This window comes from Pseudomonas sp. AF32 (assembly GCF_022342325.2).
Classification (GTDB): Bacteria; Pseudomonadota; Gammaproteobacteria; order Pseudomonadales; family Pseudomonadaceae; genus Aquipseudomonas; species Aquipseudomonas uvaldensis.
The window spans coordinates 125,854-152,244 of record NZ_RQJK02000005.1; the positions used below are offsets into that span (position 1 = coordinate 125,854).

A 26,391-nucleotide genomic window follows, 5' to 3' on the forward strand; every position below is an offset into this window, starting at 1 on the left:
ATGCATGTCATCAATGATAGCGATGCCTACCCCAGCGAACGGGAGGCCGTGCAACGCCTGGCACCGCAGCCGTGCACGATTCGCGACACCGGTTTGAGCGACAGCTTCCTGGGTGAACTGGTGTGCAAGCATCTGCATGATGCCGGCGTACTGGACATGTCGAGACTGGTGGAACGCCTGGCCCTGACCGGTGCGGTGCTGGAAGAGGTCCTGGCGTTCCTGCGCAAGGACGGCCGTGTCGAAGTGCTCGGCCAGATCGGCCAGGCGAATGTACAGACACTGCGTTATGGCCTGACCGAGCGCGGTCGCAGTTCCGCCCGCGATGCCCTGGCCCGTAGCGGTTACATCGGTGCGGCACCGTTCCCGGTGAGCACCTATCGATCCCTGATCAAGATCCAGACCATCCACCATGGTCGAATCACTGCCAGCGACATGCAACAGGCCTTGTCCGGCCTGGTACTGACCCAAGGCATGCTCGACCAGTTGGGCGTGGCGTTGAACTCCGGCCGGGCCATCATGATTTATGGGCCGGCGGGCACCGGCAAGACCTACGTCAGCAGCCGGTTGATCCGCCTGTTCGCCGAAGCGATCTGGGTGCCCCATGCCATCGTCATCAACGAGTCGGTGATCGAAATCTACGATCCGCAGGTGCACCAGCGCCTGGACGACAACAGCCAGTCGAACAACCTGATGCTCAACGAAGGCATCGACCGCCGGCTGCTGTGCTGCAAGCGGCCCATTGTGATCACTGGCGGCGAGTTGAGCATGGAGCAATTGGACGTCCGCTATGACCCGTTTACCCGTCAATACCAGGCCGCGTTGCAGCTCAAGGCCAGCAATGGCCTGTTCATCATCGATGACATGGGGCGCCAGCGCATGGCCCCGGCCGAGTTGCTCAACCGCTGGATCGTGCCCATGGAAGAGAAGCGCGATTTCATCAACCTGGGGGGCGGCCGGCATTGCGAGTTGCCGTTCGACCTGATCCTGGTGTTCTCCACCAACCTCAATCCCCTGGAGCTGGCCGACGAAGCCTTCCTGCGTCGCATCGGCTACAAGGTGCAGTTCGGTTACCTCAAGCCCGAGGAATACGAACGCATCTGGCGCCAGGAATGCGAGCGCCTGGGCATTCCCTACGACCCGCTGCTGGTGCGCTATGTGCTGCAGCGCCTTTATGGCGGCGAAGGCATGCCGCTGGTGCCGTGCCACCCTCGCGACCTGTTGAACATGGCGCTCGATCGACAGCGCTACCTGGGCGGTGCCGGGCCGTTGTCGCCCCAGGAGCTGGAATGGGCCTGGCACAACTACTTCGTTCAGCTCGACTTTCTTTGATCCGGAGATACCGACATGAGCTCTCGTACGCTTCCACTGATAGGCGTTTCCCTGGTAATGGGCCTCGGTGCCGCATGGATGGCTGACTCCTGGCTGAGCGCGCGACTCAACGCGACCCCCGATGACCACCTTCGAAGCGTGGTGGTCGCCACGGTGGAAATTCCCTTCGGTCAGATGGTCGAGGCCCAGCAGGTCACGACCGTGCGCATGCCCATGGACACAATCCCGGAAGATGCCCTGGATTCCAGCGAAAAGGCCGTGGGCAAGATCGCCACCTTCGACATCCTGCGCGGCGACATCCTGCGAGGGGCGCGCCTGAGCGAGCATCTGGGGGGCAGCACCCTCGCTTCGCTGATCGCGCCAGACAAGCGTGCCGTCTCGGTTCGGGTGGATGACGTGGTCGGCGTCGGCGGCTTTCTGTTGCCGGGTAACCGGGTCGATGTGCTGGCGACCAAGACCACCAGCGCCGGCAGCAACAACGCGGTGTCGCGGACCATCCTGGAAAACCTTCGCGTACTGGCGGTCGACCAGACGGCGGGGACCGACAAGACCCAACCGGTGGTGGTGCGAGCCGTGACGCTGGAAATGACGGCTGCCGAAGCGGAGGCGCTGGTCACCGCCCAGACCGAAGGCAAGCTCCAGCTGGCCCTGCGCAACCCCTTGAACCTGGAGAAAAAAGCCGTGGCCGTTGCGCCACCGGCTCCCGCACCGGTCGTGGTGGCGGCCGCTCCGGCACCCAAACCCGTGGTGCAGCGCATCGTCAAGGCGCCGGACAGCGCGGCGGTCACAGTGATTCGCGGGGTTGAAAGCAAGGTGATCAATCTGCGCTGAGCGGTGCAAAACACCGCCTGGCTTGCAGGCGATGACGATCCTCAAGGCAGTCAGCGAGGGCGTGACGATGAGTTCCAATATTCGGCAACGCCAGGGAGGGGCGGTAAGTGTTTTAATGGTGATCGCGCTGGTGGCGATTTCCATGGTGGCGGCGTTGGCCCTGGATGGCGGCCATATGCTGCTCAACAAGACCCGCTTGCAGAACGCCGTGGATGCCGCGGCCCTGAGCGGGGCCAAGACCCTGAGCCAGGTCTCCGGCGGCCTCAACATGGCCAGCACGACCCGGACGGCGGCCCTCGACACGCTGACGAAAAACGCCGATGCCTCGGGCAATACCGAGCTGTCGACCGCGGTGGCCGGCAACCCGGGCGCGTTTGCCGTGGTGGAACTGGCCAGCAGTGTCTATGGCCCTTTCTCCTATCCTGGGCCCGCGGATGCCAAGTATGTGCGGGTGTCGGTGTCGAGTTATCAACTGAACGGCTTCTTCTGGAGTTTCGTTCAAACGATGGGGAGCGCAGGGCTGGGTAACAAAAGAGTGGCGGCGATTGCCACGGCGGGTCCCAGTCCCACTTCGCCCTGTGATCTGGCGCCTCTGATGATCTGTGGCGACCCCGCCCAGTACGATCCGGCGGCCGGCAATTTCTGGGGCTATCGCTTCGGTGATCTGGAAGTCCTGAAGACGGCGGCAGGGAACACGTCGCCCATCGGGCCGGGCAACTTCCAGTTGCTCGATTTCGGATCCGGCGGCAGTACGGTCCGGGAAGACCTGGCCGGTGGTGGTTCGGTCTGCCGCAGTGTGGGCGACAACGTCCAGACGGCTCCCGGCAACAAGGCCGGCCCCACATCCCAGGGCCTGAACACGCGCTTTGGCATCTACAACGGCCCCGTCAGCGCCTCTGACTATCCACCGGACCTGGTGACCTCGTCGAGCAATCCGGCGATGACCTACGACGATGCGCTCGCCCAGGCGAAATACAAGAACCAACCCGTTACCTCGAACAACGGCGATCTCTCGGCGGGCGGTGAAGCGATACAGGATTACAACGACTGGCGGACCCAGGTCGCTGCTTGTGTGGCCGGCAGCGGCAGCGGCTGTGAAAGCAACGGGGTGTTCGAGCGCCGGATGCTGAAGATCGTGATCGGCAACTGCACCGGCAAGCAAGGAGGTTCCACCTCGATTCCGGTGCTGGGGTTCGGTTGCTACTTCGTCGTGCAGCCGGTGGATGGTGGAGGCTCGGATTCCCTGGTCTTCGGCCAGTTCGTGCAGGAATGCGAGGGCGATGGCGTACCGGGGCCAACACCGTCCACCGATGTCGGGCCACAGATCATCCAGCTCTACAAAACCTATCTCAATGGCAGCGGCACGCCGAGCACCGACTCGTAGGAGGCGTCATGAGACTTGCCCAGTTCAATCCGCCCCACGCCCAGCGCGGCGTGGCGCTGGTGGAGTTCACCCTGGTGTTGCCGCTGATGCTGTTGCTGTTGCTGGCCTTTGGCGAGTTCGGTCGCATGCTCTACCAGTACAACGTGCTGTTGCAGGCCAGCCGGGACGCCGATCGCTTCGTGGCCGCCCAAGCCTGGAACTCTACCCTGGGAGGCATCGTCCTGAGCAGTACGTTGCAGACTCAGACGAAAAACGTAGCGGTGTACGGCGTGCCCAGCGCAGTCGGCAGTCCCGTGGTGTCGGGGTTGACGACGGCCCAAGTGGAAGTCGCCGTCGTGGGCAGCGATCACGTGCGCGTCACCATTACCTTCCCCTTCTGTCCGGTGATCGGTGCAGGCAACTGTGCCGGATCGATTCCGGGTTTCTTTGGCAGCGCCATGTCATTGGGCATACCGCTGGTCGCGACAACGGTCATGAGGGTGCTGTGATGAACAGGCAGATAAACATGAAGCACATGCGCGGCACCTACATCGTGGAGTTCTCGTTCGTAGGCCTGCTGGTGTTCGTCCTGCTGTTCGGCGTGGTGGAAATGGGCCGGTTGTACTTCACCGCCAACGCCCTGGACGAAGCCGCCCGGCGCGGCGCCCGGTTGGCGGCCGTGTGCAACATCAGCGATCCGGTGGTGTTGCGCCGGGCCATCTTCAATGCGGCGACCGATGCGGGGAACAGCCAGCTCATCAGCAACCTGGCCACCTCGAACCTGACGCTGACTTACCTGGATGTCAATGGCGCCGTGGTCGCCAACCCGGCCGATACGTCCGGCGCCAACGGCTTCCGGGCGATCCGCTACGTCCGGTTAAGCGTGCAGAACTACGTGTTCAACCTGTTCATTCCCGGCCTGGGCGTGCCCATTACCTTGCCCGCGTTCCGGGCGACCTTGCCACGCGAAAGCCTCGGGCGTCATTCCGATTCTGCGGAGATCACACCATGCTGAATACCAGGGAAAATCCGCTGTCGACCGTCACCGGCAAAGCCGGGCTGCGGCTTCTGATCAGCAGCCGTGATGCCACGTCCCTGCGCGATCTGCAATGCGTCTGCCAGCGCATGCCGTGCCTGGAGGTGAGTACGCGCCTGGTGAGCAACGGCCATGTCGATCCGCTTTACGGCCTGGAGCGCATGCCCGACCTGTTGCTGTTGCGGGTCAGCCACCTGTGGCGTGAAGAATTGGCGGCACTGCTGCAGCGTCCGGCCCATGAGCGTCCGCCGATGCTGGTGTGCGGCTTGATGGGCGACCAGGAGGGCATGCGCCTGGCGATGCAGGCCGGTGCCCGCGATGTGTTGCCCGAGCCTATCGCCGAGCCGGAATTGGTGGCGGCCCTCAATCGCCTGGTGGCCGAAGTGCGCCTTGGCAATGGTGCCGAAGGCAAGCTGGTCGCCGTGATCAGCGCCAAGGGCGGCTCCGGCGGAACCCTGGTGGCCTGCAACCTCGCCCAGCAGCTCAGCGTCAAGGCGGGCAATACCTTGCTGTTGGACATGGACCTGCAATTCGGCAGCGTTACCCACTACCTGGATGTGGCGCAGTCCCACAGCCATCTGGAAGTGCTGCAACAGATCGACGACATGGACAGCATCGCGCTCCGGGGTTTCTGCAGTCACTTCAGCCCGACCCTGCATGTGCTGGGTGGCCGGGCCGGCGAATTGTGCCTGCCCCAGGACGCCCAGCCCGAACAGCTCGACACCCTGCTGCAATTGGCCCGCACCAGCTACGACTGGGTGGTGGTGGACCTGCCGCGGCAGATCGACCACCTCACCGGCTCCGTGCTGGAACAGGTGGACCGCGTCTATGTGGTGGTGCAACAGAGCGTCAGCCATCTGCGCGACGCCTGTGCCCTGGTGCGGATCCTGCGCGAAGACCTGGGCGTACGCGGGGACCAATTGCAGATCGTGGTCAACCGCTATGACAAGGCCGCCACGGTCAGTCTCAAGGACATCGGCGAGGCCTTGCGCTGCGCCAACCTGTCCCGCTTACCCAATGACTTCAACCTGGTCAGCCAGAGTCAGAACACTGGCGTGCCGTTGGGGCTGCACGCGCCGAGGGCGGCCATCACCGTTGCCCTGCGCGATTTGACCGAAGACCTGGTCGGTCACCAGATGGCCTCGGACAAGGGCCTGCTCAAACGCGCCTTCAACCGTTTCTTCGGGGGATGACCCATGATCAGCGACTTCCGCAACCGCTTGCGCAAACAGTCCGGTAAACCCGGTGCCTCGGCCCCGCAGGGCGACAGCCTGCCGGACTCGGCGGAGGAACTGATGGCCTGGGAACAGGCCGTCCCGGATGTGCTCTACGAAACCCGCAGCCAGGTCACTCCGGTTGAAGCCGAGTGGCGGGAAAAGATCTACCAGCAGTTGCTCAAGGTCATGGACCTGTCCTTGCTCGATGCCCTCGAACAAGCCGAGGCCACGCGGCAGATCCGCGAGATCTGTCAGCGGCTGCTCGATGAACACTCGGCGCCGGTGAGTTCCGCCAGTCGCCAACTCATCATCAAGCAGATCACCGACGAGGTGCTGGGCCTGGGCCCATTGGAACCGCTGCTGGCCGACCACAGTGTGTCCGACATTCTGGTCAACGGGTTTGCCTCGGTCTACGTCGAGCGTTTTGGCAAACTGCAACGCACCGACGTGCGTTTCCGCGACGACCAGCACCTGCTGAATATCATTGACCGCATCGTTTCCAGCCTGGGGCGGCGTATTGACGAGTCCTCGCCACTGGTGGACGCCCGCCTCAAGGACGGTTCGCGGGTCAACGCGATCATCCCGCCGCTGGCCATCGATGGTCCGAGCATGTCGATCCGGCGCTTCGCCGTGGACCTGCTCAACACCGACAGCCTGATCCAGGTGGGCACCATGACCCCGGCCATTGCCCTGTTGCTCAAGGCCATTGTGCGCGGGCGCCTGAACGTGCTGATTTCCGGCGGGACCGGCAGCGGCAAGACCACCATGCTCAACGTGTTGTCCAGCTTCATTCCCCATAATGAGCGCATCGTCACCATCGAAGACTCCGCCGAATTGCAACTGCAGCAGCCCCATGTAGTACGCCTCGAAACACGGCCTTCGAACATCGAAGGGCGTGGCGAGGTGAGCCAGCGGGAGCTGGTGCGCAACAGTTTGCGGATGCGCCCTGATCGCATCGTCATCGGCGAGGTGCGCGGTGCCGAAGCGCTGGACATGCTCACGGCCATGAACACCGGTCACGACGGTTCCCTGACCACGATCCACGCCAACACCGCGCGGGATGCGTTAGGCCGGATCGAGAACATGGTCTCGATGACCGGTGCGACATTCCCGATCAAGGCCATGCGTCAACAAATTGCCTCGGCCATCGATGTGGTGATCCAGCTGGAGCGTCAAGAAGATGGCAAGCGACGTGTGGTGAGTATTCAAGAGATCAACGGTATGGAAGGGGAGGTCATCACCATGACCGAAATCTTCTGCTTTGCCCGTCAGGGTATCGGCGAGCACGGCGAGGTGCTCGGCGAGTACCGGCCCAGCGGCATGATTCCAGCGTTCCGCGATGTGCTGGCCAAGCGTGGCATCGAGTTGCCGCTGACCCTGTTTCGCCCTGAATGGATGGAGGCCCGGCCGTCATGAAAGACATTCCTGCCGAGTTCATTCTGATTTTCCTGGGCATGGTGTTCATCGCGGTCTTCCTGCTGTCGCAGGGCGTGGTGGTACCGGTGTTCGGCGAAGCCGGCAAGATGCGCAAGCGCATTCGCGGGCGCCTGCATGTGCTGGAGAAAGCCAACCATTTGCCCAACATGCAGACGGTGTTGCGGCAAAAGTACCTGACACGGTTGTCCCCGCTGGAAGCGCGCCTTGAGCAATTGCCGTTCATGGCCAACCTGACCCAGATCATCGAACAGGCCGGTCATGAATACCGTGCTTATCGGGTGATGCTGCTCGGCCTGGTCCTGGGTGCCGCGGCGGCGGGGTTGGTGTTGATGGTTTCACCCCTCTGGTGGACAGCTTTGCTGGCGGCCTTCGCGCTGTTCTGGTTACCGCTGTTGAAGATCATGCGCGACCGCAGCAAGCGATTTGCCGCGTTCGAAGAAGGGCTGCCGGATGCGCTGGACGCCATGTGCCGGGCCTTGCGCGCCGGCCATCCATTCAACGAGACCCTGCGTCTGGTGGCCGATGAGCACAAGGGGCCGGTGGCCCAGGAGTTCGGCCTGACGTTCGCCGATATCAACTATGGCAACGACGTGCGCCGGGCCATGCTGGGCCTGCTCGAACGCATGCCGAGCATGACGGTGATGATGCTGGTGACCTCGATCCTGATCCACCGTGAAACCGGCGGTAACCTGACCGAGGTGTTGGAGCGACTGAGCCGCTTGATCCGTGGGCGTTTCCGCTTTCAGCGCAAGATCAGGACGTTGTCGGCCGAAGGGCGCATGTCGGCCTGGGTACTGGTGGCGATCCCCTTCGTGCTGGCGATAGCCATCGTGCTCACAAGCCCCAGCTATATGCCCGTGCTGATCAACGATCCCATTGGTCACAATCTGATCATCGGGGCCTTCTGCGCCATGTTGATCGGAATTTTCTGGATACGAAAAATCATCCGGATCCAGGTTTGAACGCTGTATTGCCGTGGGGTATCAGTCATGGATTATCTGCTCGGGTTGTTCAGTCGGTTTACCGGGAGCGAGGAGGCGGCGCGGCTGTTGTTCATCGCGGCGGTCGGCTTCAGTGCGGTACTGGCGGTGGTCGCGTTGATGCTGTTGGTGCTGGGGCTGCAGGACCCGGTCCAGCGGCGCCTGGCCCTGATCAAGCGCGGTTACTCGGGGGGCGCGGCCGGGCATGAGTCGCCCGGTAACCTGCAACTGCTGTTGGAGCGGGTCGGCCAGCGCTTTGCCTCGACCGACCCGGCCCAGACGTCCGCCACCCAGACCTTGTTGACGCACGCCGGTTATCGCTCCGCGTCGGCGGTGCAAATGTACTGGGCCGTGCGTCTGATGCTGCCGCTGTTGCTGCTCGGCCTGGCGCTGTTGCTGCTGCCGCTGATCAAGGTATCCGTGATCGTCGGCTTGCTGGGCGTGATCGTGGTGGTAGGGATCGGATGGCTACTGCCAGCGCTCTACGTTGGCAGGCGCAAGCAGGCGCGACAAGGCCGGTTGCGGGCCGCGTTTCCGGATGCCCTGGACCTGATGGTGGTGTGCGTCGAGTCGGGTCTGGCCCTGCCCACGACCATTGAAAGGGTCGCCGAGGAAATGGCGGTGAGCCAGGTCGAATTGGCTGAGGAACTGGCCCTGGTCAATGCACAGATCCGCGCCGGCATAACGAGCACCGAGGCACTGCGGCACTTGGCGCTGCGCACCGGCCTGGAAGACATCCAGGGCCTGGTCAGCCTGTTGGCCCAGAGTATCCGCTTCGGTACCAGCGTGGCTGACACCCTGCGTATCTACGCCGATGAATTCCGTGACCGGCGTACCCAGGCCGCTGAGGAAATGGGCGCCAAAATCGGAACCAAGCTGATTTTTCCGCTGATCTTCTGCCTGTGGCCGAGTTTTTTCCTGGTTGCCATTGGGCCTGCGATGATCGGGGTGTTCAGGGCATTCGGGAATATGTGAGCGCTGTGGTGAGTGCTGTGTTTGAAACAGACGTCTCGGGCGACCGATGACTGGGTTTCACGATGCTGAAAAGTGTGAAGGAGTCGGTTTATTGACGCCTTCTTCGTCGGGATTTTTGCTTGCGCCACTTTTCAGACGTTTTTTTTGTTTCAGTTGTGGCGCTTTGCCATGCTTGAACTACCGTCAAAAAGAAGCGGGCAGGTGACAGGTCAGTCGCTTCTTCAAGCGAGCTGTCGAGACCCATCTTCTGCTCAAACCTGGGCGGTTCCAGGTGCTTAAAAGCGTTATGAAAGTCGCGTCATGCAAGTCGCCTGTCGTTCAGTCGGCATGGTCTATCGTCGCTTTCGTCCTGCGATGAGGCCAGTTGCCGTGACACCGAAGCAGCAGGTGAGAAGGGGGGAGCAGCCCGGGCTCCATAAAATGATCCGAGGCATTTTTCAAGCCTAGGGACGGCCAGTCTGTCGAGGATCATGTTATGAGCTATCGTACCGCGTCTGCGTTGAAACACCTTGTCCATGGCCTGTTCTGGATGGGCCTCGGCCTGGATGCGGCGCAGGCCGCAGCAGGTAACTGTTCGCAGCTGGACAGCTTGCCGGCGACCTTCGAGGTCGGCCAGGGACACCAGAATGAGCTACGTATCCTGGCCCCCGTGACGAAGCTGGCCGTGGGTGATCCAAAAATCGCCGACGTGCAGCCCAGTGGCAGCGACGCTTTCATTCTGACTGGCATCGCGCCGGGCGCCACCAGCCTGATGGTCTGGACGGCGTGTTCGAAGACCCCTCGCCAGAGCATGATCTTCGTCAAGGGTAGTGCCACCGAGGCGCTGACCAGCGCCGCGACGTTGCCTTCCGAAGACCCGATGCTGCTCGCCCAGGTACAGACCGACATCCGGTTCGTCGAGGTCAGCCGGACCAAGCTCAAGGAAGCCTCGACGTCGATTTTCGGCAGTCGCGGCAACTTCCAGTTCGGCGCACCGCGGACCCTACCCACCATCGGGGGTGTGGTCCGGCCGGCGTTGCCGGTCAATAACGACATGTTCAACCTGTCGTTCGCCACCGGTCAGACCCTGTTGATGATCAATGCGCTGGAAGGCAGCGGCTTTGCCTACACCCTGGCGCGGCCGAGCCTGGTGGCCTTGAGTGGTCAGAGCGCAAGCTTCCTGGCGGGCGGCGAAGTGCCGATTCCGGTCCCCAGCGCCGGCAGCGATAACGTGTCGATCGAGTACAAGGAGTTCGGTATCCGCCTGACCCTGACGCCGACTGTCATTGGCAAAAACCGCATCGCTTTGAAGGTCGCGCCCGAAGTCAGTGAACTGGACTTCACCAACGGCGTGAACATCGCTGGCACGCTGGTTCCCGCGCTCACGGTGCGCCGCACCGATACCAGCATCGCCCTGGCAGACGGCGAAAGCTTCGTCATCAGCGGCCTGATCAGTACGCGAAATGCTTCCCAGGTGAACAAGTTTCCAGGCCTGGGTGATATTCCGGTTCTCGGCGCGTTCTTTCGCGATCACTCCATCGATCGCGAAGAGCGGGAACTGCTGATGATCGTCACGCCGCACCTGGTCCAACCCCTGGCCGCCGACGCGCAATTGCCGACGTTGCCGGGCGAACAGCTGCGCAACTATGACCCGAACTTCTATCGCATGTACTTCCTTGAACATGGCGAGTTCGACAACCGCAGCGGGCTTTCCCAATGAGCCGGTGTTCGATGGGCCTGGAAGCGAGAAGTCAATCTGTCGTCGGAGGACATGCCATGAAAGCAATGATCGCGATAACGGCGGCCCTGGTGCTGGCCGGCTGTGCCAGTAACGGCGTGGCCCCCTCCACGGCCAGTTGCGCCAAACCCGGCTCCGACCAGGAGCTGAAGTTGAACCTGGCGGATGACATGGCCAACGACGGTCGTTTGTACGCCAGCCTGGCGAACCTTGAAGGCCTGCCTGAAGACCTGGTCCAGGTTCGCCTGCGCAAGGCGCGCGTGCTGCGGCTGATGGGGCGCAACGACGCCGAACCGCTGTACAAAAGCCTGCTGGGGACTTGCCTGGCAGCGGACGGCGAACATGGCCTCGGTCAGTTGGCCGCCGCGAAGAACGATAACGCCGCCGCCACCGAGCATCTCGAACGTGCGGTGAAAATGGCTCCTACCGAAGCCAAAATCCGCAACGACCTGGGCGTCGTCTACCTCAATCAGCGCAAGATCCCCGAAGCGCGTTTTCAGTTCATGACCGCCATGGAACTCAGGCAAGGGGACTCCCTGGCCGCCCTCAATATGGTGACGCTGCTGATCTACCAGGATAACTGGAAGCAGGCAGCCGAGCTCGCGAGCATGGCCAGGCTGAGCCCCGCACAAGTGGCAGAAGCCCAGGCCCGCGCGGAGCGGATCAGGGGGGCAGCCAATAAGGTGGGAGTGACACAGGCAGACCATTCGACCGAGGTCGTCGATGCCTCATCCGGCGCGGTCAAGTAGAGCGTTACGAGGAGTTCGAGAGATGAAAACGAAACAGTTTTTGATCGTCGGCATCGCATGTTTGTCCACTTCGGCCTGGGCAATCGAGCCAGGGCCTTCTTCGGCCGCGCAACAAGGCACCGAAAGCTGGATGCAATTGCAGATTCGCGGCGTGGTGGCTTCTACCAATCTGCAAACCGTCTCTGCCACCGAGCGTGAATTGGCCATGCGGCGCTGGCTCAACAGCTTCAACTATCCGATTCCGGAATTTTTTGACCAGGATTCTGGAGGGGAGATCACCAGCAGCAAATGAAGCACCGGGATATCGGTGGTGTTCGTCCAATGAAAAGGCCCGCCGGATGACCGTGCGGGCCTTTTCATGAACGGCTCTCTGTCAGTGCTTACTGTCCTGATCCGACAGCGCAAGCAATTGTTTTTCCTGGTTCCAATCGAACGGTTCGTCATTCTGTTCGGCTTCGAAACGGCGCTCTTCCAATGCCTGGTACAGGCTGATTTCTTCGTCGGGCATGTAGTGCAGACAATCACCGCCGAAGTACCACAGCAGGTCACGAGGCACGAGGTGAGCAACCTGTGGATAACGAACGATTACCTGGCACAGCAGGTCCTGGCCCAGGTATTGGCTTTCGATCGGATCGACGGGCAATTGGGCCCGCAGTTCATCGAAGCGCTCCAGGAACAAGGCATGGCTTTCTTCGGGAACCTGTTCGGCCTCACCCACGGCGACCAGGATGCTGCGCAAGTGGTCAAGCAAGACAAGGTGATCGGCAACGACATTGGACACGAGATAAGTCCTCAAGAGCAAAACGGGCGCAGGAGTATAAAGCCACTGCGCCCGTTTTTACATGGTGGTGCCGGTCGGCGTGATCAGCGGACCCTGGCTTCGGCGAGGGTCAGCGCCTCCTTGTCGAAATCATCCACATCGATGACCTTGCGTCGTGCCGCTTCGGCCGCTCTCAGGGCCTCGGCTTCGCCGGCCTGCAGCACGCCGGCTTCGAGGGCCGCGTCGATAAGGTGTTCGCCTGGGGCCGGGCTGAGCTGGCCCTGCTTGAGTGCCGTGTGGATTTTCTTCTGCGTCGGTCGGGCGGCCAACAGCAGGTCGACGGCATGCTGCAGGGCGCCCACCGGATCGTCTACGGATTGAGGGCGGTAGCAACCTTGCAGCAACTCCTCCAGGGTCGGATCGCCCTTGGGGCGGCCGATGACCGCTGCTACTTCAGCATCCAACCGGTCGCTCGGGCCTTTATGTCGGCGGCCGAAGGGGAACACCACGCAGCGCAACAGGCAGCCCAGCGCCCGGTTAGGGAAGTTGCCGAGCAATTCATCCAGCGCACGCTCCGACTGGCCCAGGCTTTCTTCCATGGCCCAGGTGAACAGCGGGGCCATGTGGTCTGGCGAGTCGAGGTCGTGGTACCGCTTGAGCGCGGCACTGGCCAGGTACAAGTGACTCAAGACATCGCCCAGGCGCGCCGACAGGCGTTCGCGTCGTTTCAGTTCGCCGCCCAGCAACATCATGCTCAGGTCCGCCAACAGGGCGAATGCCGCAGACTGTCGATTAAGGGCGCGGAAATAACCCTGGCTCAGGTCATTGCCGGGCGCTCGCTCGAAATGCCCCAGCCCCAGGTTCAGCACCAGGGTGCTGGCGGCGTTGCTGATAGCGAAACCGATGTGCTTGAGCAGCAACCGGTCGAACTCGAGCAGCGCCTGGTCTTTATCCTCGCGGGTCGCCAAGGCCATTTCCTTGAGCACGAAGGGGTGGCAGCGGATCGCCCCCTGGCCGAAGATCATCAGGTTGCGCGACAGGATGTTCGCCCCTTCCACGGTGATGAAGATCGGCGCACCTTGCCAACTACGGCCCAGGTAATTGTTCGGGCCCATGATGATGCCCTTGCCGCCATGCACATCCATGGCGTGGCTGATGCATTCGCGGCCGCGCTCGGTCAGGTGGTACTTGAGGATGGCAGAGAGTACCGAGGGCTTTTCCCCCAGGTCCACCGCGTTGGCGGTCAGCATGCGTGCGGCATCCATCAGCCAGGCGTTGCCGCCGATACGCGCCATGGCTTCCTGGATACCTTCGAAGGCCGACAACGGTACGTTGAACTGCTCCCGCACCTGGGTGTACTGGCCGGTGACCAGGCTGGTGAACTTCGCCGCCCCGGTCCCCACGGCCGGCAGGGAAATCGAACGCCCCACCGACAGGCAGTTCATCAACATCATCCAGCCCTTGCCCAGCATGGCCTGGCCGCCGATGAGGAAGTCCAGCGGGATGAACACATCCTTGCCCCAGTTCGGTCCGTTCATGAATGCCGCGCCGAGGGGCAGGTGGCGACGACCAATGTGGACGCCGGGAGTGTCGGTGGGAATCAGGGCAAGGCTGATACCCAGGTCTTCTTCGTCGCCCAGCAGGTGGTCGGGGTCATAGGCCTTGAACGCGAGGCCGAGGAGGGTAGCCACCGGTCCGAGGGTGATGTACCGCTTCTCCCAGTTCAGGCGCAGGCCGAGGGTTTCCTGACCCTGCCATTGTCCCTTGCAGACGATGCCGGTATCGGGCATTGCCCCGGCGTCGGAACCGGCCAGCGGCCCGGTCAGTGCAAAGCACGGAATATCATCGCCACGGGCCAGGCGCGGCAGGTAATGGTCGCGTTGTTCGTCGGTGCCGTAGTGCAGTAGCAGTTCCGCCGGGCCAAGGGAGTTGGGGACCATTACGGTGGACGCCAGGTCACCGCTGCGGGTCGCCAGCTTCATGGCCACCTGGGAGTGGGCATAGGCGGAGAAGCCCTTGCCTCCATAGGCCTTTGGAATGATCAGGGCAAAGAATCCGTGTTCCTTGATATGGGCCCAGGCTTCGGGCGGCAGGTCCATGGCCTGGCCGATCTGCCAATCGCTGACCATGGCGCAGAGTTCTTCGGTGGGGCCGTCGAGGAAAGCCTGTTCCTCCTCGGTCAACTGCACCTTGGGGTAGGCGAGCAAGGTGTCCCAGTCGGGCCGGCCGCTGAACAGCTCGCCGTCCCACCATACCGTGCCGGCATCGATGGCGTCGCGTTCGGTTTCCGACATCGGCGGCAGGGTTTTCTGGAACCAGTCGAACATCGGCGCGCTGAAATATCTGCGGCGCAGGTCCGGCAGCAGCAGCGGGGCCGCGATGACGCCGAGTAGTACCCACAGGATCAGCATCAGCCAACCGGGCGCAGAACTGAAGATGCCCATGGCCAGCAGGTAGACCGCGACGACACCCAGCACGGGCAGCGGGGCGATGCGCCGATGCGCCAGCCAGGCGACCCCGACGACCAGGACCAGTATCCACAACAACAGCATAATTAATCCTCCGTGAACCAAGGCAAGACCGACCCCCAGAGCTTAGACGGCATCGGCCATTCCGGCGGTCAGCGCGAGGCGATGGTTTTCGTGAGAAACCCCGCACGCGTTGCGCCAGTCTGGTGGGCAACAGACGTGGGAAATCGTTCGCCGATCAGGTGAGAAAACGCCATTGTTTGGCCGAAACGTCGTTATCGCTGTGCCGGGGCTATGGATAGACTCAGCATTTCCCCCTGATGCCCTGACGTCGCGCTGAAGCCGAAGCCAGTTTGAACCTGTCGGCGGCGTTGCAGTGCGAGAGGTCTTCCCATGCAGCCATACCTGAACCCCGGCCGCTTCATCGACAGCGACCATCCTGCAGTCATCGAGTTCGCCGAAACCCATCGCGGCCCCGAGGGCGACGCTACGGCACAGGCAGTGAGCCTGTATTACGCCGTGCGCGAGGCGGTGCGCTATAACCCCTACACGTTCAGCCGCGACCCGGCGACTCTGCGTGGCAGCCATGCATTGGCCTGTCGTGAAAGCTATTGCGTGCCCAAGGCGACGTTGCTGGCTGCCTGCGCCCGTCACTGTGGGATCCCGGCGCGGATCGGCCTGGCGGACGTCCGTAATCATCTATCCACGCCGCGCCTGCTGGAGTTGCTGCGCAGCGATGTGTTCGCGATGCACGGGTATACCGAGCTGTACCTGAGCGACCGCTGGGTCAAGGCTACGCCGGCCTTCAACCAGGGGTTGTGTGAGTTGTTCGACGTCGCGCCGCTGGAATTCGATGGTCGTCATGACAGCATCTTCCATCCTTTCAATCGCCAGGGCGCGCGGTCGATGGAGTATGTCATCGACCATGGCCCTTTCCCCGACGTGCCCGAAACCTTCTTTTTCGAGCACTTGGAAAAATGCTATCCGCACCTGTTTCAGGATCAATTGCCGCTCCAGCTGGGCGATATGCAGGGCGATTTGAGTCGTGGCTGATCCGGCGTATGCTGCTGCGGCACTTATCCATTGAGGAAGCCGTGATGCTGAAGATCTGGGGTCGGAAAAATTCATCGAATGTGCGCAAGGCGTTGTGGTGCGCCGAGGAACTGGGACTGGTGTTCGAGGCCATCGACGCCGGTGGTGCGTTCGGTGTGGTGGACACGCCCGAGTACCGTGCGAAGAACCCCAATGGTCGCGTTCCGATGATCGAAGACGACGGTTTCGTGCTTTGGGAGTCCAATACCATCGTGCGGTATCTGGCGGCTCGCCATGCCTCGGGAACGGCCTGGTACCCCGTTGACCTGCAGGCGCGGGCCAACGCAGAGAAATGGATGGACTGGACGACGTCGACGTTTGCCGGACCGTTTCGCACCGTGTTCTGGGGCGTCGTGCGCACCCCGACCGAGCAACAGGACTGGACGGCGATCAACGAGGCGATCGGGGTTTGCACCGAGCTGCTGGCAATGGCGGACCAGGCGTTGAGCCAGCAGCCTTATCTCTCGGGTAATGAAATCGGCATGGGCGATATCCCCCTGGGCAGTTTCATTTATGCCTGGTTCGAGATGCCCATCGAGCGCACCCGGTTGCCGCACCTGGAGGCCTGGTACGCACGATTGCAGCAGCGTCCCGCGTACCGCAAGGCGGTCATGACTGCGTTGACTTAATAATTACTATCGACACGCTTGACTGTACTTGTGCGGCGACGCCAAGCACCATGGCCTACGTATGCAGTGGTTGTATTGCTCGCCGCTCGCCCTTATCTATTTGTTTCCTCCCTCTTGGTGCGTAAATCCGATATGAGTTCCGCTCTGTCCATCCGGCAGCTAACCAAAACCTACGGCAACGGTTTCCAGGCCTTGAGTGGTATCGATCTGGATGTCGCCGAAGGTGACTTCTTCGCCTTGCTCGGCCCCAACGGCGCCGGCAAATCCACCACCATTGGCATTCTGTCCACCCTGGTGAACAAGACCAGCGGCACGGTGAATGTCTTCGGTCATGACCTGGACCGCGAGCCCGCCGCGCTCAAACGCTCCATCGGCGTGGTGCCCCAGGAGTTCAATTTCAACCAGTTCGAAAAGACCTTCGACATCGTCGTGACCCAGGCGGGTTACTACGGCATTCCGCCGAAGATCGCCAACGAGCGCGCCGAGCGCTACCTGACCCAGTTAGGGCTGTGGGACAAGCGCGATGTGCCGTCCCGTTCGTTGTCCGGTGGCATGAAGCGGCGTTTGATGATCGCCCGGGCCCTGGTGCATGAGCCGCGTCTGCTGATCCTCGATGAACCGACGGCGGGCGTGGACATCGAGCTGCGCCGTTCGATGTGGTCCTTCCTGACCGAGCTGAACCAGAAGGGCATCACCATCATCCTCACCACCCATTACCTGGAAGAGGCCGAACAGTTGTGCCGCAACATCGGCATCATCGACCACGGCACCATCGTCGAAAATACCAGCATGCGCCAGTTGCTCAGCCAATTGCATGTGGAGACCTTCCTGCTGGACCTCAAGGGAGACCTGAAGACAGCGCCTCAGCTGGCTGGTTACCCGACCCGGTTGGTAGACCACCACACCCTGGAAGTGCAGGTGGATAAAACCGTTGGCATCACCGGGCTGTTCACCCAGCTGGCGCTGCAGAACATCGAAGTGCAAAGCCTGCGCAACAAGACCAATCGCCTCGAGGAGTTGTTCGTGTCCCTGGTGGAGAAAAACCTGGCGAAGGTGGCGGTATGAGTTCCGAATTCCGACCCAACCTCATTGCCCTCAATACCATCGTTTACCGTGAGGTTCGGCGTTTCATGCGGATCTGGCCGCAGACGTTGCTGCCGCCGGCCATCACCATGGTTTTGTACTTCGTGATCTTCGGCAACCTGATCGGCCGGCAGATCGGCGACATGGGTGGCTTCACGTACATGGACTACATCGTGCCGGGCCTGATCATGATGTCGGTGATCACCAACTCCTACGGCAACGTGGTGTCGAGTTTCTTCGGCAGCAAATTCCAGCGTTCCATCGAAGAACTGATGGTCTCGCCGGTTTCGCCCCACACGATCCTGATCGGTTATACCTTGGGGGGCGTGTTGCGAGGCCTGGCGGTGGGGCTGATCGTGACCCTGCTGTCGCTGTTCTTCACTCATTTGCAGGTCCATCACCTGGGGGTGACCGTCCTGGTAGTGGTACTCACTGCGACGATCTTCTCCTTGCTGGGCTTCATCAATGCCGTGTTTGCACGCAACTTCGATGACATTTCCATCATCCCGACGTTCGTGCTCACACCACTGACTTACCTGGGCGGAGTGTTCTACTCCATTTCGCTGCTGCCGCCGTTCTGGCAGAGCGTGTCCCTGGCCAATCCGGTGTTGCACATGGTCAACGCGTTCCGCTACGGGATTCTCGGGGTTTCGGACATCCGGATCAGCGTGGCGATTACTTTCATGCTGGTGGCGACCGTGGTGCTTTATATCGGGTGTGCGCGGTTGTTGGTCAGTGGGCGTGGGATGCGGACCTGAGTGTGGGGTGGATCCAGGCGGTGGGAGCGAAGCTTGCTCGCGATGACGGTCCGTCATTCAACATCTGCATTGACTGATCCACCGCTATCGCGAGCAGGCTCGCTCCCACCGGGATTTTGCAGTGACAGACAGGTCCCGGCCCACCACCAGTCTCTGTGGAAGCAAAGCCTGCTCGCGAGACGGCCAGCCAGGCGGTACCCGATCGCTGTCACATCCGGCTTTTCTTGCGCCGCTTCCATTGCCGCGCCACCCACCAGCGCCAATAGCTCATGGTCGCGAAGTAGGCCAGGACGCCGAGCACCAGGCCGGTCACGACCGAGCCCAGCAGGAACGGCCGCCACAGGGTGGACAACTGGTCGGTGATCCATGCCCAGGTCAGTTCCTCCGGCAATGTCCGAGGGGGAATGTCCATCAGCCAGGCACCGGTCTGGTAGGTGCAGAAAAACACCGCCGGCATGGTGATGGGATTGGTCAGCCAGACCAGGCTCACCGCAATGGGAATATTGCCTCGTACCGTGACGGCCAGCGCGGCGGCCAGCAGCATTTGTAAAGGGATGGGCAGGAAGGCGGCGAACAGACCGACGGCCATTGCCCGGGCCACGGAGTGGCGATTGAGGTGCCAAAGGTTGGGATCGTGCAGCAGCGTGCCGAGAAAACGTAAGGATTTGTGTTCCCGAATGCTCGCTGGGTCTGGCATGTAACGTTTGAATAAGCGCCGGGGCATAAGGCTTCTCGGTCGATGCAAGGCAATAAAAGCCGCAAGTATGTCCGGATTCTAAGAGCGGCAGATTCAGACTTTGTGACAATTGATAACGGCCACGGTGCCGCTGACCGACTATGCCTTGAGTGGGAAGCTCTCAAGGAAGGGGTTATGCGCACGGGGATGGTCGCGCTTGCACTGGGGCTGTTGGCCCCGTTTTTTTTGCCGGTATTGCCACACTTGTGGGTGATTGCCGCCATGCCGGTTCTGGCGTTGATGGTTCTGCCGTTTCGAACCTATCCGCTGGGTTTCTGGCTGCTGGGGTTGGCCTGGGCCTGCCTGGTGGCACAGTGGGCGCTGGATGATCGTTTGCCTACGGCGCTGGATGGCGAAACCCGGTGGGTCGAAGGGCGGGTTGTGGGTTTGCCGCAACAAGGCGACGGCGTGGTGCGTTTCGAGTTGGCCGATATCCGTTCACGGCGCGCCCGGTTGCCGTCGAAGATGCGCCTGGCCTGGTTTGGCGGGCCGCCTGTCGGCAGTGGCGAGCAATGGCGATTGGCGGTGAAGCTCAAGCGGCCCGCCGGGCTGCGCAATCCGCACGGTTTCGATTATGAGGCATGGCTGTTGAGCCGAGGGATCGGGGCCACTGGTGTGGTCAAGGACGGCCATCGCCTGCAACCAGCCTGGGGGGCGTGGCGCGACGGGGTTCGCCAAGCGCTTGCGCAAGTCGATGCCCAGGGACGCTCCGGCGCGCTGATGGCGTTGGTCCTTGGCGATGGTGCGGGCTTGAGTCGTGACGATTGGCAGGTGCTGCAGGACACCGGCACCGTCCACCTGCTGGTGATTTCCGGGCAGCACATTGGCTTGCTCGCCGGACTGGTGTACTTGTTGGTGGCCGGCGCCGCACGTTATGGCGTATGGCCGGTGCGTCTGCCGTGGTTGCCCTGGGCTTGCGGCCTGGCGTTCAGTGCGGCGTTGGGCTACGGCTTGCTCGCAGGCTTCGAGGTGCCGGTGCGACGGGCCTGCGCGATGATCGGGCTGATGCTGTTGTGGCGCCTGCGCTTCCGGCACCCGGATCCGTGGTGGGCGTGGTTGCTGGCTTTCGATGGCGTGCTGGTGTTCGATCCGCTGGCCAGCCTGCGACCGGGGTTCTGGTTGTCTTTCGCCGCAGTCGCGATCCTGATGTTTACCTTCGGCGGGCGCCTCGGCCCTTGGCGGTGGTGGCAGACCTGGACGCGCGCCCAGTGGCTGGTTGCGGTGGGGTTGTGCCCGTTATTGCTGGTATTGGGTTTGCCGGTCAGTCTGAGCGGGCCGTTGGTGAACCTCGTCGCGGTGCCCTGGATCAGTCTGTTGGTATTGCCGTTGGCGCTGCTTGGCACGGCATTGTTGTCGGTGCCGTTCATCGGCGAGGGGCTGTTGTGGGGCGCCGGTGGTTTGCTTGACCTGTTGTTCAAGGGGCTGGCACTGGCGGCCACGGGGATGCCAGCCTGGGTCCCTGTTCCGGTCCCTCTATGGGGCTGGTGTATCGCTGCGCTTGGTGCGTTCCTGCTGTTGCTGCCGCCAGGCGTGCCGTTGCGCTTGCTGGGTTGGCCGATGGTGTCGCTGATGGTGTTCGCACCCCGGCAAGAAGTGCCAGCAGGGCGCGCCGAAATCTGGCAGTTGGACGTGGGCCAGGGGCTGGCGGTGCTGGTGCGCACCCATCGCCATGTCCTGCTGTATGACACAGGACCGCGCTTTGGCGATGCCGATGCAGGCGAGCGTGTCGTGCTGCCAACCCTGCGCAAGTTGGGCGTGCGCGGGCTGGACCTGATGCTGATCAGTCATGCCGACGCCGATCATGCCGGCGGCGCTCTGTCGGTGCGCAACGGGTTGCCCACGAGTCGGGTCATCAGCGGCGACCCTGTCGCGTTGCCTGCCGCGCTACAGGCCCAACCTTGCGAGAACGACGAGCAATGGGAATGGGACGGGGTCAGGTTCCGGTTGTGGCGCTGGTCATCTGCCCTGGAAAGCAATCAGAAGTCGTGCGTCTTGCTGGTCGAGGCCGGTGGCGAGCGGTTGTTGCTGACCGGTGACATCGATAGCCATGCCGAGCGCGCTCTGCTCGAAGGGCCTCTGGCAGTCCCGATCCAGTGGCTGGCCGCACCTCATCACGGCAGTCGCAGCTCGTCGTCGATGGCATTGCTCTCGCGTCTCAGCCCCCACTCGGTCTTGATTTCGAGAGGGCAGGGCAACGCGTTCGGCCATCCTCATCCTCGGGTGATGGCCCGGTACCAGCGGCTGGGCATGGCGATCTACGACAGTGCGGAACAGGGCGCCATTCGTCTGCAACTGGGCGCGTTCGAACCGCCGGTTACCCAGGCCGGGCAGCGCCGCTACTGGCGCAACCCGCCGCCTGCGCGGCCATGACGCCAGTGTTGATCCAGGTCGCTTCATGACGCAGTTATCGGCGGACCGGGCCTGCATGCGCGGTTCTGTATGATAAAGTGGCGCACTTTTTCGAGGGGGCTGTCACTGTGTGGGAATTGGTCAAATCCGGCGGCTGGATGATGTTGCCGATCATTCTGAGTTCCATCGCGGCACTGGGTATCGTTGCCGAACGCCTGTGGACCCTGCGGGCCAGCCGCGTGACCCCGGAGCATCTGCTCGGGCAGGTCTGGGTCTGGATCAAGGACAAGCAACTGAACAAGGACAAGCTCAAGGAGCTTCGGGCCAGTTCGCCCCTGGGGGAAATCCTCGCGGCAGGCCTGGCGAACTCCAAGCATGGTCGCGAGATCATGAAGGAATGCATCGAGGAGGCCGCCGCCCGGGTCATCCATGAACTGGAACGCTACATCAATGCCCTGGGCACCATTGCCGCCATGGCTCCGCTATTGGGCTTGCTGGGTACGGTACTGGGCATGATCGACATTTTCAGCGCCTTCACCGGTTCCGGCATGACCACCAATGCCTCGGTCCTGGCAGGAGGTATCTCCAAGGCCTTGATCACCACGGCAGCGGGTCTGATGGTGGGTATTCCATCGGTGTTCTTCCATCGGTTCCTGCAACGTCGGGTCGATGAACTGGTCGTCGGCATGGAGCAGGAAGCCATCAAGTTGGTCGAGGTGGTGCAGGGCGATCGTGACGTGGACCTGGCCGGGAGCAAGAAGTGAAGTTCCGCCGTAAACCCAGGGAAAACATCGAGATCAACCTCGCGTCGCTGATCGACGTGGTGTTCATCCTGCTATTGTTTTTCGTCGTCACCACCACCTTTACCCGAGAAACCCAGCTCAAGGTCGAGTTGCCGCAAGCTGTCAGCGGCTCGCCGGCCGAGGACCAGCAGCTGAAAAACCTGGAAATCACCATCAGCGCAGAGGGGGCGATTTCGGTGAATAACCAACTGCTGCCCAAGAGCGATCTGGCAACCCTGATCGACGCGCTGCAGAAGGAGTCCGGTGGCGACACCAACCTGCCGTTGTCCATCAGCGCCGACGGCAAGACCCCCCATCAATCGGTCATCACCGCCATGGACGCGGCCGGCAAGCTCGGCTTCAGCCACCTGCGCATGACCACCGTCGAGGCGGCGCCGGCACCCTGATGGCCATGTCCGATCGATTGCTCGCCGCGTGGTACGAAGGCCACCCGGCCCTGACGCTGTTGCGCCCGCTGGAGTGGTTGTACCGGCGGGTGGTGGTCGGCAAGCGCGAGCGCTTTCTGGCGGGTGAGGGCACCATTTACCAACCACCGGTACCCTTGGTGGTGGTCGGCAACATCACCGTGGGCGGCACCGGCAAGACGCCGATGATCCTGTGGATGATCCAGCACTGCCAGCGCAGTGGCTTGCGGGTCGGTGTGGTCAGCCGAGGCTACGGAGCCAAGCCGCCGCAACTGCCGTGGCGGGTCCAGGCCGACCAGGGCGCCGACATTGCGGGTGACGAGCCGCTGCTGATCGTCCAGCGCACTGGCGTGCCGCTGATGATCGACCCGGATCGCAGCCGCGCGGTCCAGTCACTGCTGGCAAGCGAAGCGCTGGATCTGATCCTGTCCGATGACGGCATGCAGCATTATCGGCTGGCCAGGGACCTGGAATTGGTGCTGATCGACAATGCCCGGGGCCTGGGCAACCGGCGTTGCCTGCCGGCCGGGCCTCTGCGCGAGCCGGTCGAGCGCCTGCAATCGGTCGATGCGGTCCTGTACAACGGTGCCAGCGCCGACCGCGAAGACGGCTTCGGTTTCGAGCTGCGGCCCACCGCCCTGGTGAACCTGGCCAGTGGCGAGCGTCGGCCGCTGGATCATTTCCCACCCGGCCAGGCCTTGCACGCGGTGGCCGGCATCGGCAACCCACGGCGTTTCTTCAAGACCCTCGAAACGCTACACTGGCGGCCTATACCGCACGGGTTTGCCGACCATGCCGAATACAGCGTCCAGGCCTTGAGCTTTACACCCTCGTTGCCAGTGGTCATGACGGAAAAGGACGCGGTCAAATGCCGTATCTTCGCCTCGCCTGACTGGTGGTACCTGGCGGTGGATGCCGCGCCATCAGCGGCCTTCGCGGCCTGGTTCGATACGCAGTTGATGCGCCTGTTGCCGGATCGTCTTTTGCCTTAAAACGTTTATCCAGGGGAATCTCATGGACACCAAACTGCTCGACATTCTGGCCTGCCCGGTCTGCAAGGGCCCGCTCAAGCTCAGCGCCGACAAGACCGAACTGATCAGCAAGGGCGCCGGTCTTGCGTATCCGATTCGCGACGGCATCCCGGTGATGCTGGAAAGCGAAGCCCGTACCCTGACTACCGACGAGCGCCTGGACAAATGACCACGGCTTTTACTGTTGTCATTCCGTCGCGTTTCGCTTCGACGCGCCTGCCCGGCAAACCGTTGCTGCCGATTGCCGGCAAGCCGATGATCCAGCATGTGTGGGAGCAGGCCTGCAAGAGCAGCGCCGGGCGCGTGGTCGTGGCCACGGACGATGCGCGCATCGTCGAGGCCTGCAACGGCTTCGGCGCCGAAGTGGTGCTGACCCGCGAAGACCACAACTCCGGTACTGATCGACTCGCGGAAGTCGCGGCGAAGCTGGGTCTGGATCCCGATGCGATCGTCGTCAACGTGCAAGGCGACGAGCCAATGATCCCGCCCAGCGTGATCGACCAGGTCGCGGCCAACCTGGCGGCCCACCCCGAAGCGCGCATGGCCACCCTGGCCGAGCCGATCAAGGACGTCCAGACCCTGTTCAACCCGAACGTGGTCAAGGTGGTCAGTGACCTCAATGGCCTGGCGCTGACCTTCAGCCGTGCGACGTTGCCCTGGGCCCGGGATGCCTTTGCGCACAGTCGCGACGTGATGCCCGATGGCGTGCCGTATCGCCGTCACATTGGCATTTATGCCTACCGCGCCGGTTTTCTTCAGGACTTCGTGAACTGGGGCCCGTGCTGGCTGGAAAACACTGAATCTCTGGAGCAGTTGCGTGCGCTCTGGCATGGCGTGCGAATCCACGTCGCCGATGCCTTGATCGCCCCGCCGACCGGAGTCGACACACCTGAAGACCTCGAGCGCGTTCGTCGCCTGCTGGAGGCCTGATGCGGGTTCTGTTCGTCTGCCTCGGCAATATCTGCCGGTCGCCCACCGCCGAGGGCATCCTGCGGCACAAACTGCGCGAGGCCGGGCTGGCCGGGCAGGTGGAAGTCGCTTCCGCCGGCACCGGCGACTGGCACGTGGGCAAGGCCCCGGACAAGCGCAGCCAGGCTGCAGCCCTGCGGCGCGGCTACGACCTGTCGGCCCAACGCGCGCAGCAGGTCAGCCGGGCTGACTTTGCCGCCTACGACCTGATCCTGGCGATGGACGGCAACAACCTGCGTCATCTCAAAACCTTGCAACCGGCCAATGCCAGGGCCGAACTGGACCTGTTCCTGCGCCGCTACGAAGCTGAACTCGATGACGTGCCGGACCCGTACTACGACGGCGAACAGGGTTTCGAGCACGTGCTCGACCTGATCGAACGCGCCACGGATCGCCTGGTGATCGAACTGAAGGGGCGGCTATGAGCTTGCAGATACGCAGTGACGTCAGCCTCAAGCCGTTCAACAGTTTCGGCGTCGACGTCAAGGCTCGGTTGTTCGCCGATGCCAAGGGCGATGAGGATGTCCGCGAGGCGCTGGCCTATGCCGCCGGGCACGATGTTCCACTGCTGGTGATTGGTGGCGGCAGCAACCTGCTGTTGACCGGCGACATCGACGCGCTGGTGCTGCGCATGGCCAGCCGCGGGATTCGTCTGCTTGACGACGACGGCGAGCGGGTGGTGGTCGAGGCCGAAGCGGGGGAGCCGTGGCACCCGTTCGTCCAACACACGCTGGCGCAAGGTTGGTCGGGGCTGGAAAACCTCAGCCTGATCCCCGGTACCGTGGGGGCTGCGCCGATGCAAAACATCGGCGCCTACGGCGTCGAGATCAAGGACGTCTTTGCCGGTCTCACTGCGCTGGATCGCCAGACCGGCGAGCTGCGGGCCTTCACCCTTGAAGAATGCCGCTTTGCCTACCGCGACAGCCTGTTCAAGCAGCAGGCGGGCCGCTGGTTGATCCTCAGGGTGCGCTTTGACCTGAGCCGCGTCGCACATTTGCACCTGGAGTACGGCCCGGTCCGTCAGCGGTTGGCCGAACAAGGCATCGACCAGCCGACGCCTGCCGACGTCGGCCGGGCCATTTGCAGTATTCGCAGCGAAAAACTGCCCGACCCTGCCGTGCTGGGCAATGCCGGCAGTTTCTTCAAGAATCCGTTGGTGCCGGCCGCGCAGGTGGAGCAACTCAAGCGCGAATACCCCGACCTGGTGGCTTATCCACAGCCTGAGGGGCAGATGAAACTGGCCGCCGGCTGGCTGATCGAGCGGGCCGGGTGGAAGGGCTTTCGCGAAGGCGACGCCGGTGTGCATAAGTTGCAGGCACTGGTGCTGGTCAATTACGGCGAGGCGACCGGTTCGCAACTGCTGGACCTGGCATTGCGCATTCAAAAAGATATTTCCGAACGTTTCCAGGTCGAGCTGGAAATGGAGCCCAATCGGTACTGACTGGTTGCCCTTGCCGTCGCCAGCCCGCACAGGTGATGAGTGAGCTGTGGGAACAGAGCTTGCTCGCGATCAACTGAGCCACGCCCTGAGCCACGCCCTGAACAACCCTTGCACACGCTCATTTGTGCAGGATTGTGCAGGGCGTTTTGCTTGATCCTGGGTTAATTTAGTTCGCTGACGATGCGACCATCGCATCCCGAAGGCCCGGTGCAGACGCCTGCGTGTCTGCATAAG

General features: G+C 62.4%; 27 protein-coding genes. 24 read left to right on the forward strand and 3 right to left on the reverse strand.

Features of this window, described 5'->3' with window-relative positions; genetic code table 11:
• The 12 genes from EGM97_RS06725 to EGM97_RS06780 all read left to right on the forward strand — a co-directional run bounded on the left by EGM97_RS06725 (window position 1) and on the right by EGM97_RS06780 (window position 11,926).
• Complete coding sequence (locus EGM97_RS06725; RefSeq protein ID WP_238962778.1) at window positions 1-1,329, forward strand: P-loop NTPase family protein; 1,329 nt, start codon at window positions 1-3, stop codon at window positions 1,327-1,329.
• 15 nt (window positions 1,330-1,344) lie between these two features.
• On the forward strand, window positions 1,345-2,160 hold the full coding sequence (gene cpaB / locus EGM97_RS06730; RefSeq protein WP_238962777.1) for a Flp pilus assembly protein CpaB: 816 nt from the start codon (window positions 1,345-1,347) through the stop codon (window positions 2,158-2,160).
• 31 nt (window positions 2,161-2,191) lie between these two features.
• The gene (locus EGM97_RS06735; RefSeq protein WP_238962776.1) at window positions 2,192-3,544 is read left to right on the forward strand and encodes a TadE/TadG family type IV pilus assembly protein; all 1,353 of its coding nucleotides are present in this window, start codon (window positions 2,192-2,194) and stop codon (window positions 3,542-3,544) included.
• A gap of 8 nt (window positions 3,545-3,552) precedes the next feature.
• On the forward strand, window positions 3,553-4,032 hold the full coding sequence (locus EGM97_RS06740) for a TadE/TadG family type IV pilus assembly protein (RefSeq protein WP_238962775.1): 480 nt from the start codon (window positions 3,553-3,555) through the stop codon (window positions 4,030-4,032).
• A gap of 11 nt (window positions 4,033-4,043) precedes the next feature.
• Entirely contained in the window at window positions 4,044-4,538 is a 495-nt protein-coding gene (locus EGM97_RS06745) for a TadE family protein (RefSeq protein WP_238962785.1), read from the forward strand.
• Window positions 4,532-5,752, forward strand: a complete 1,221-nt coding sequence (locus tag EGM97_RS06750) for an AAA family ATPase (protein ID WP_238962774.1) — start codon at window positions 4,532-4,534, stop codon at window positions 5,750-5,752. Before EGM97_RS06745 ends, EGM97_RS06750 begins: the two co-directional genes overlap by 7 nt.
• Before the next feature lie 3 nt (window positions 5,753-5,755).
• Window positions 5,756-7,192, forward strand: coding sequence for a TadA family conjugal transfer-associated ATPase (locus EGM97_RS06755; protein WP_238962773.1), 1,437 nt, complete (start codon window positions 5,756-5,758; stop codon window positions 7,190-7,192).
• Window positions 7,189-8,175: a type II secretion system F family protein gene (locus EGM97_RS06760; protein ID WP_238962772.1), complete on the forward strand. Its 987-nt coding sequence runs from the start codon at window positions 7,189-7,191 to the stop codon at window positions 8,173-8,175. Before EGM97_RS06755 ends, EGM97_RS06760 begins: the two co-directional genes overlap by 4 nt.
• 27 nt (window positions 8,176-8,202) lie before the next feature.
• A complete protein-coding gene (locus tag EGM97_RS06765; RefSeq protein WP_238962771.1) occupies window positions 8,203-9,168 on the forward strand; it encodes a type II secretion system F family protein in 966 nt (321 codons plus the stop codon).
• Window positions 9,169-9,643: 475 nt separating this feature from the next.
• Window positions 9,644-10,867 carry a type II and III secretion system protein family protein gene (locus EGM97_RS06770; RefSeq protein ID WP_238962770.1) on the forward strand — a complete coding sequence of 408 codons (1,224 nt, stop codon included), beginning with the start codon at window positions 9,644-9,646 and terminating at the stop codon, window positions 10,865-10,867.
• A gap of 56 nt (window positions 10,868-10,923) precedes the next feature.
• Window positions 10,924-11,634, forward strand: coding sequence for a tetratricopeptide repeat protein (locus EGM97_RS06775; protein ID WP_238962769.1), 711 nt, complete (start codon window positions 10,924-10,926; stop codon window positions 11,632-11,634).
• A gap of 22 nt (window positions 11,635-11,656) precedes the next feature.
• On the forward strand, window positions 11,657-11,926 hold the full coding sequence (locus EGM97_RS06780; RefSeq protein ID WP_238962768.1) for a DUF3613 domain-containing protein: 270 nt from the start codon (window positions 11,657-11,659) through the stop codon (window positions 11,924-11,926).
• 81 nt (window positions 11,927-12,007) lie between these two features.
• Here the strand turns inward: EGM97_RS06780 and EGM97_RS06785 are convergent, their stop codons facing one another.
• Together EGM97_RS06785 and EGM97_RS06790 are read right to left on the reverse strand one after the other, a co-directional pair.
• Complete coding sequence (locus tag EGM97_RS06785; protein ID WP_053150088.1) at window positions 12,008-12,415, reverse strand: PA2817 family protein; 408 nt, start codon at window positions 12,413-12,415, stop codon at window positions 12,008-12,010.
• An 83-nt stretch (window positions 12,416-12,498) separates the two neighbouring features.
• Window positions 12,499-14,946 carry an acyl-CoA dehydrogenase gene (locus EGM97_RS06790; protein ID WP_238962767.1) on the reverse strand — a complete coding sequence of 816 codons (2,448 nt, stop codon included), beginning with the start codon at window positions 14,944-14,946 and terminating at the stop codon, window positions 12,499-12,501.
• A gap of 309 nt (window positions 14,947-15,255) precedes the next feature.
• On the opposite strand from EGM97_RS06790, the gene EGM97_RS06795 reads away from it, so the two are divergent.
• The 4 genes from EGM97_RS06795 (at window position 15,256) to EGM97_RS06810 (ending at window position 18,424) form a co-directional block, all read left to right on the forward strand.
• A complete protein-coding gene (locus EGM97_RS06795; protein ID WP_238962766.1) occupies window positions 15,256-15,915 on the forward strand; it encodes a transglutaminase-like domain-containing protein in 660 nt (219 codons plus the stop codon).
• A gap of 44 nt (window positions 15,916-15,959) precedes the next feature.
• The gene (locus EGM97_RS06800) at window positions 15,960-16,583 is read left to right on the forward strand and encodes a glutathione S-transferase family protein (RefSeq protein WP_238962765.1); all 624 of its coding nucleotides are present in this window, start codon (window positions 15,960-15,962) and stop codon (window positions 16,581-16,583) included.
• A gap of 132 nt (window positions 16,584-16,715) precedes the next feature.
• Window positions 16,716-17,648 (forward strand): ABC transporter ATP-binding protein, encoded by a 933-nt coding sequence (locus EGM97_RS06805; RefSeq protein WP_238962764.1) that lies wholly within the window; start codon window positions 16,716-16,718, stop codon window positions 17,646-17,648.
• On the forward strand, window positions 17,645-18,424 hold the full coding sequence (locus tag EGM97_RS06810) for an ABC transporter permease (RefSeq protein WP_238962763.1): 780 nt from the start codon (window positions 17,645-17,647) through the stop codon (window positions 18,422-18,424). The genes EGM97_RS06805 and EGM97_RS06810 overlap by 4 nt, the downstream gene beginning before the upstream one ends.
• 208 nt (window positions 18,425-18,632) lie before the next feature.
• Here the strand turns inward: EGM97_RS06810 and EGM97_RS06815 are convergent, their stop codons facing one another.
• Window positions 18,633-19,148: a DUF2062 domain-containing protein gene (locus EGM97_RS06815; protein WP_238962762.1), complete on the reverse strand. Its 516-nt coding sequence runs from the start codon at window positions 19,146-19,148 to the stop codon at window positions 18,633-18,635.
• A gap of 147 nt (window positions 19,149-19,295) precedes the next feature.
• Between EGM97_RS06815 and EGM97_RS06820 the strand changes: the two genes are divergently transcribed.
• The 8 genes from EGM97_RS06820 to murB all read left to right on the forward strand — a co-directional run bounded on the left by EGM97_RS06820 (window position 19,296) and on the right by murB (window position 26,157).
• Window positions 19,296-21,530, forward strand: a complete 2,235-nt coding sequence (locus tag EGM97_RS06820; RefSeq protein ID WP_238962761.1) for a DNA internalization-related competence protein ComEC/Rec2 — start codon at window positions 19,296-19,298, stop codon at window positions 21,528-21,530.
• A 107-nt stretch (window positions 21,531-21,637) separates the two neighbouring features.
• Window positions 21,638-22,273: a MotA/TolQ/ExbB proton channel family protein gene (locus EGM97_RS06825; RefSeq protein ID WP_238962760.1), complete on the forward strand. Its 636-nt coding sequence runs from the start codon at window positions 21,638-21,640 to the stop codon at window positions 22,271-22,273.
• Window positions 22,270-22,698, forward strand: coding sequence for an ExbD/TolR family protein (locus EGM97_RS06830; protein ID WP_238962759.1), 429 nt, complete (start codon window positions 22,270-22,272; stop codon window positions 22,696-22,698). Before EGM97_RS06825 ends, EGM97_RS06830 begins: the two co-directional genes overlap by 4 nt.
• Window positions 22,698-23,708 carry a tetraacyldisaccharide 4'-kinase gene (gene lpxK / locus EGM97_RS06835; protein ID WP_238962758.1) on the forward strand — a complete coding sequence of 337 codons (1,011 nt, stop codon included), beginning with the start codon at window positions 22,698-22,700 and terminating at the stop codon, window positions 23,706-23,708. The genes EGM97_RS06830 and lpxK overlap by 1 nt, the downstream gene beginning before the upstream one ends.
• Before the next feature lie 22 nt (window positions 23,709-23,730).
• Complete coding sequence (locus tag EGM97_RS06840) at window positions 23,731-23,916, forward strand: Trm112 family protein (RefSeq protein WP_003179363.1); 186 nt, start codon at window positions 23,731-23,733, stop codon at window positions 23,914-23,916.
• Window positions 23,913-24,677, forward strand: coding sequence for a 3-deoxy-manno-octulosonate cytidylyltransferase (gene kdsB, locus EGM97_RS06845; RefSeq protein WP_238962757.1), 765 nt, complete (start codon window positions 23,913-23,915; stop codon window positions 24,675-24,677). Before EGM97_RS06840 ends, kdsB begins: the two co-directional genes overlap by 4 nt.
• Window positions 24,677-25,141, forward strand: a complete 465-nt coding sequence (locus EGM97_RS06850) for a low molecular weight protein-tyrosine-phosphatase (protein WP_238962756.1) — start codon at window positions 24,677-24,679, stop codon at window positions 25,139-25,141. Before kdsB ends, EGM97_RS06850 begins: the two co-directional genes overlap by 1 nt.
• A complete protein-coding gene (murB, locus tag EGM97_RS06855; protein WP_238962755.1) occupies window positions 25,138-26,157 on the forward strand; it encodes a UDP-N-acetylmuramate dehydrogenase in 1,020 nt (339 codons plus the stop codon). Before EGM97_RS06850 ends, murB begins: the two co-directional genes overlap by 4 nt.
• The last annotated feature ends 234 nt before the right edge of the window (window positions 26,158-26,391 follow it).

Coding starts and splice junctions, on each gene's coding strand:
- EGM97_RS06725 (WP_238962778.1), top strand. CDS start 1: ATGCATGTCATCAATGATAGCGATGCCTACCCCAGCGAACGGGAGGCC.
- cpaB (WP_238962777.1), top strand. CDS start 1,345: ATGAGCTCTCGTACGCTTCCACTGATAGGCGTTTCCCTGGTAATGGGC.
- EGM97_RS06735 (WP_238962776.1), top strand. CDS start 2,192: ATGACGATCCTCAAGGCAGTCAGCGAGGGCGTGACGATGAGTTCCAAT.
- EGM97_RS06740 (WP_238962775.1), top strand. CDS start 3,553: ATGAGACTTGCCCAGTTCAATCCGCCCCACGCCCAGCGCGGCGTGGCG.
- EGM97_RS06750 (WP_238962774.1), top strand. CDS start 4,532: ATGCTGAATACCAGGGAAAATCCGCTGTCGACCGTCACCGGCAAAGCC.
- EGM97_RS06755 (WP_238962773.1), top strand. CDS start 5,756: ATGATCAGCGACTTCCGCAACCGCTTGCGCAAACAGTCCGGTAAACCC.
- EGM97_RS06760 (WP_238962772.1), top strand. CDS start 7,189: ATGAAAGACATTCCTGCCGAGTTCATTCTGATTTTCCTGGGCATGGTG.
- EGM97_RS06765 (WP_238962771.1), top strand. CDS start 8,203: ATGGATTATCTGCTCGGGTTGTTCAGTCGGTTTACCGGGAGCGAGGAG.
- EGM97_RS06770 (WP_238962770.1), top strand. CDS start 9,644: ATGAGCTATCGTACCGCGTCTGCGTTGAAACACCTTGTCCATGGCCTG.
- EGM97_RS06775 (WP_238962769.1), top strand. CDS start 10,924: ATGAAAGCAATGATCGCGATAACGGCGGCCCTGGTGCTGGCCGGCTGT.
- EGM97_RS06780 (WP_238962768.1), top strand. CDS start 11,657: ATGAAAACGAAACAGTTTTTGATCGTCGGCATCGCATGTTTGTCCACT.
- EGM97_RS06790 (WP_238962767.1), bottom strand. CDS start 14,946: ATGCTGTTGTTGTGGATACTGGTCCTGGTCGTCGGGGTCGCCTGGCTG.
- EGM97_RS06795 (WP_238962766.1), top strand. CDS start 15,256: ATGCAGCCATACCTGAACCCCGGCCGCTTCATCGACAGCGACCATCCT.
- EGM97_RS06800 (WP_238962765.1), top strand. CDS start 15,960: ATGCTGAAGATCTGGGGTCGGAAAAATTCATCGAATGTGCGCAAGGCG.
- EGM97_RS06805 (WP_238962764.1), top strand. CDS start 16,716: ATGAGTTCCGCTCTGTCCATCCGGCAGCTAACCAAAACCTACGGCAAC.
- EGM97_RS06810 (WP_238962763.1), top strand. CDS start 17,645: ATGAGTTCCGAATTCCGACCCAACCTCATTGCCCTCAATACCATCGTT.
- EGM97_RS06815 (WP_238962762.1), bottom strand. CDS start 19,148: ATGCCCCGGCGCTTATTCAAACGTTACATGCCAGACCCAGCGAGCATT.
- EGM97_RS06820 (WP_238962761.1), top strand. CDS start 19,296: ATGCGCACGGGGATGGTCGCGCTTGCACTGGGGCTGTTGGCCCCGTTT.
- lpxK (WP_238962758.1), top strand. CDS start 22,698: ATGGCCATGTCCGATCGATTGCTCGCCGCGTGGTACGAAGGCCACCCG.
- EGM97_RS06840 (WP_003179363.1), top strand. CDS start 23,731: ATGGACACCAAACTGCTCGACATTCTGGCCTGCCCGGTCTGCAAGGGC.
- kdsB (WP_238962757.1), top strand. CDS start 23,913: ATGACCACGGCTTTTACTGTTGTCATTCCGTCGCGTTTCGCTTCGACG.
- EGM97_RS06850 (WP_238962756.1), top strand. CDS start 24,677: ATGCGGGTTCTGTTCGTCTGCCTCGGCAATATCTGCCGGTCGCCCACC.
- murB (WP_238962755.1), top strand. CDS start 25,138: ATGAGCTTGCAGATACGCAGTGACGTCAGCCTCAAGCCGTTCAACAGT.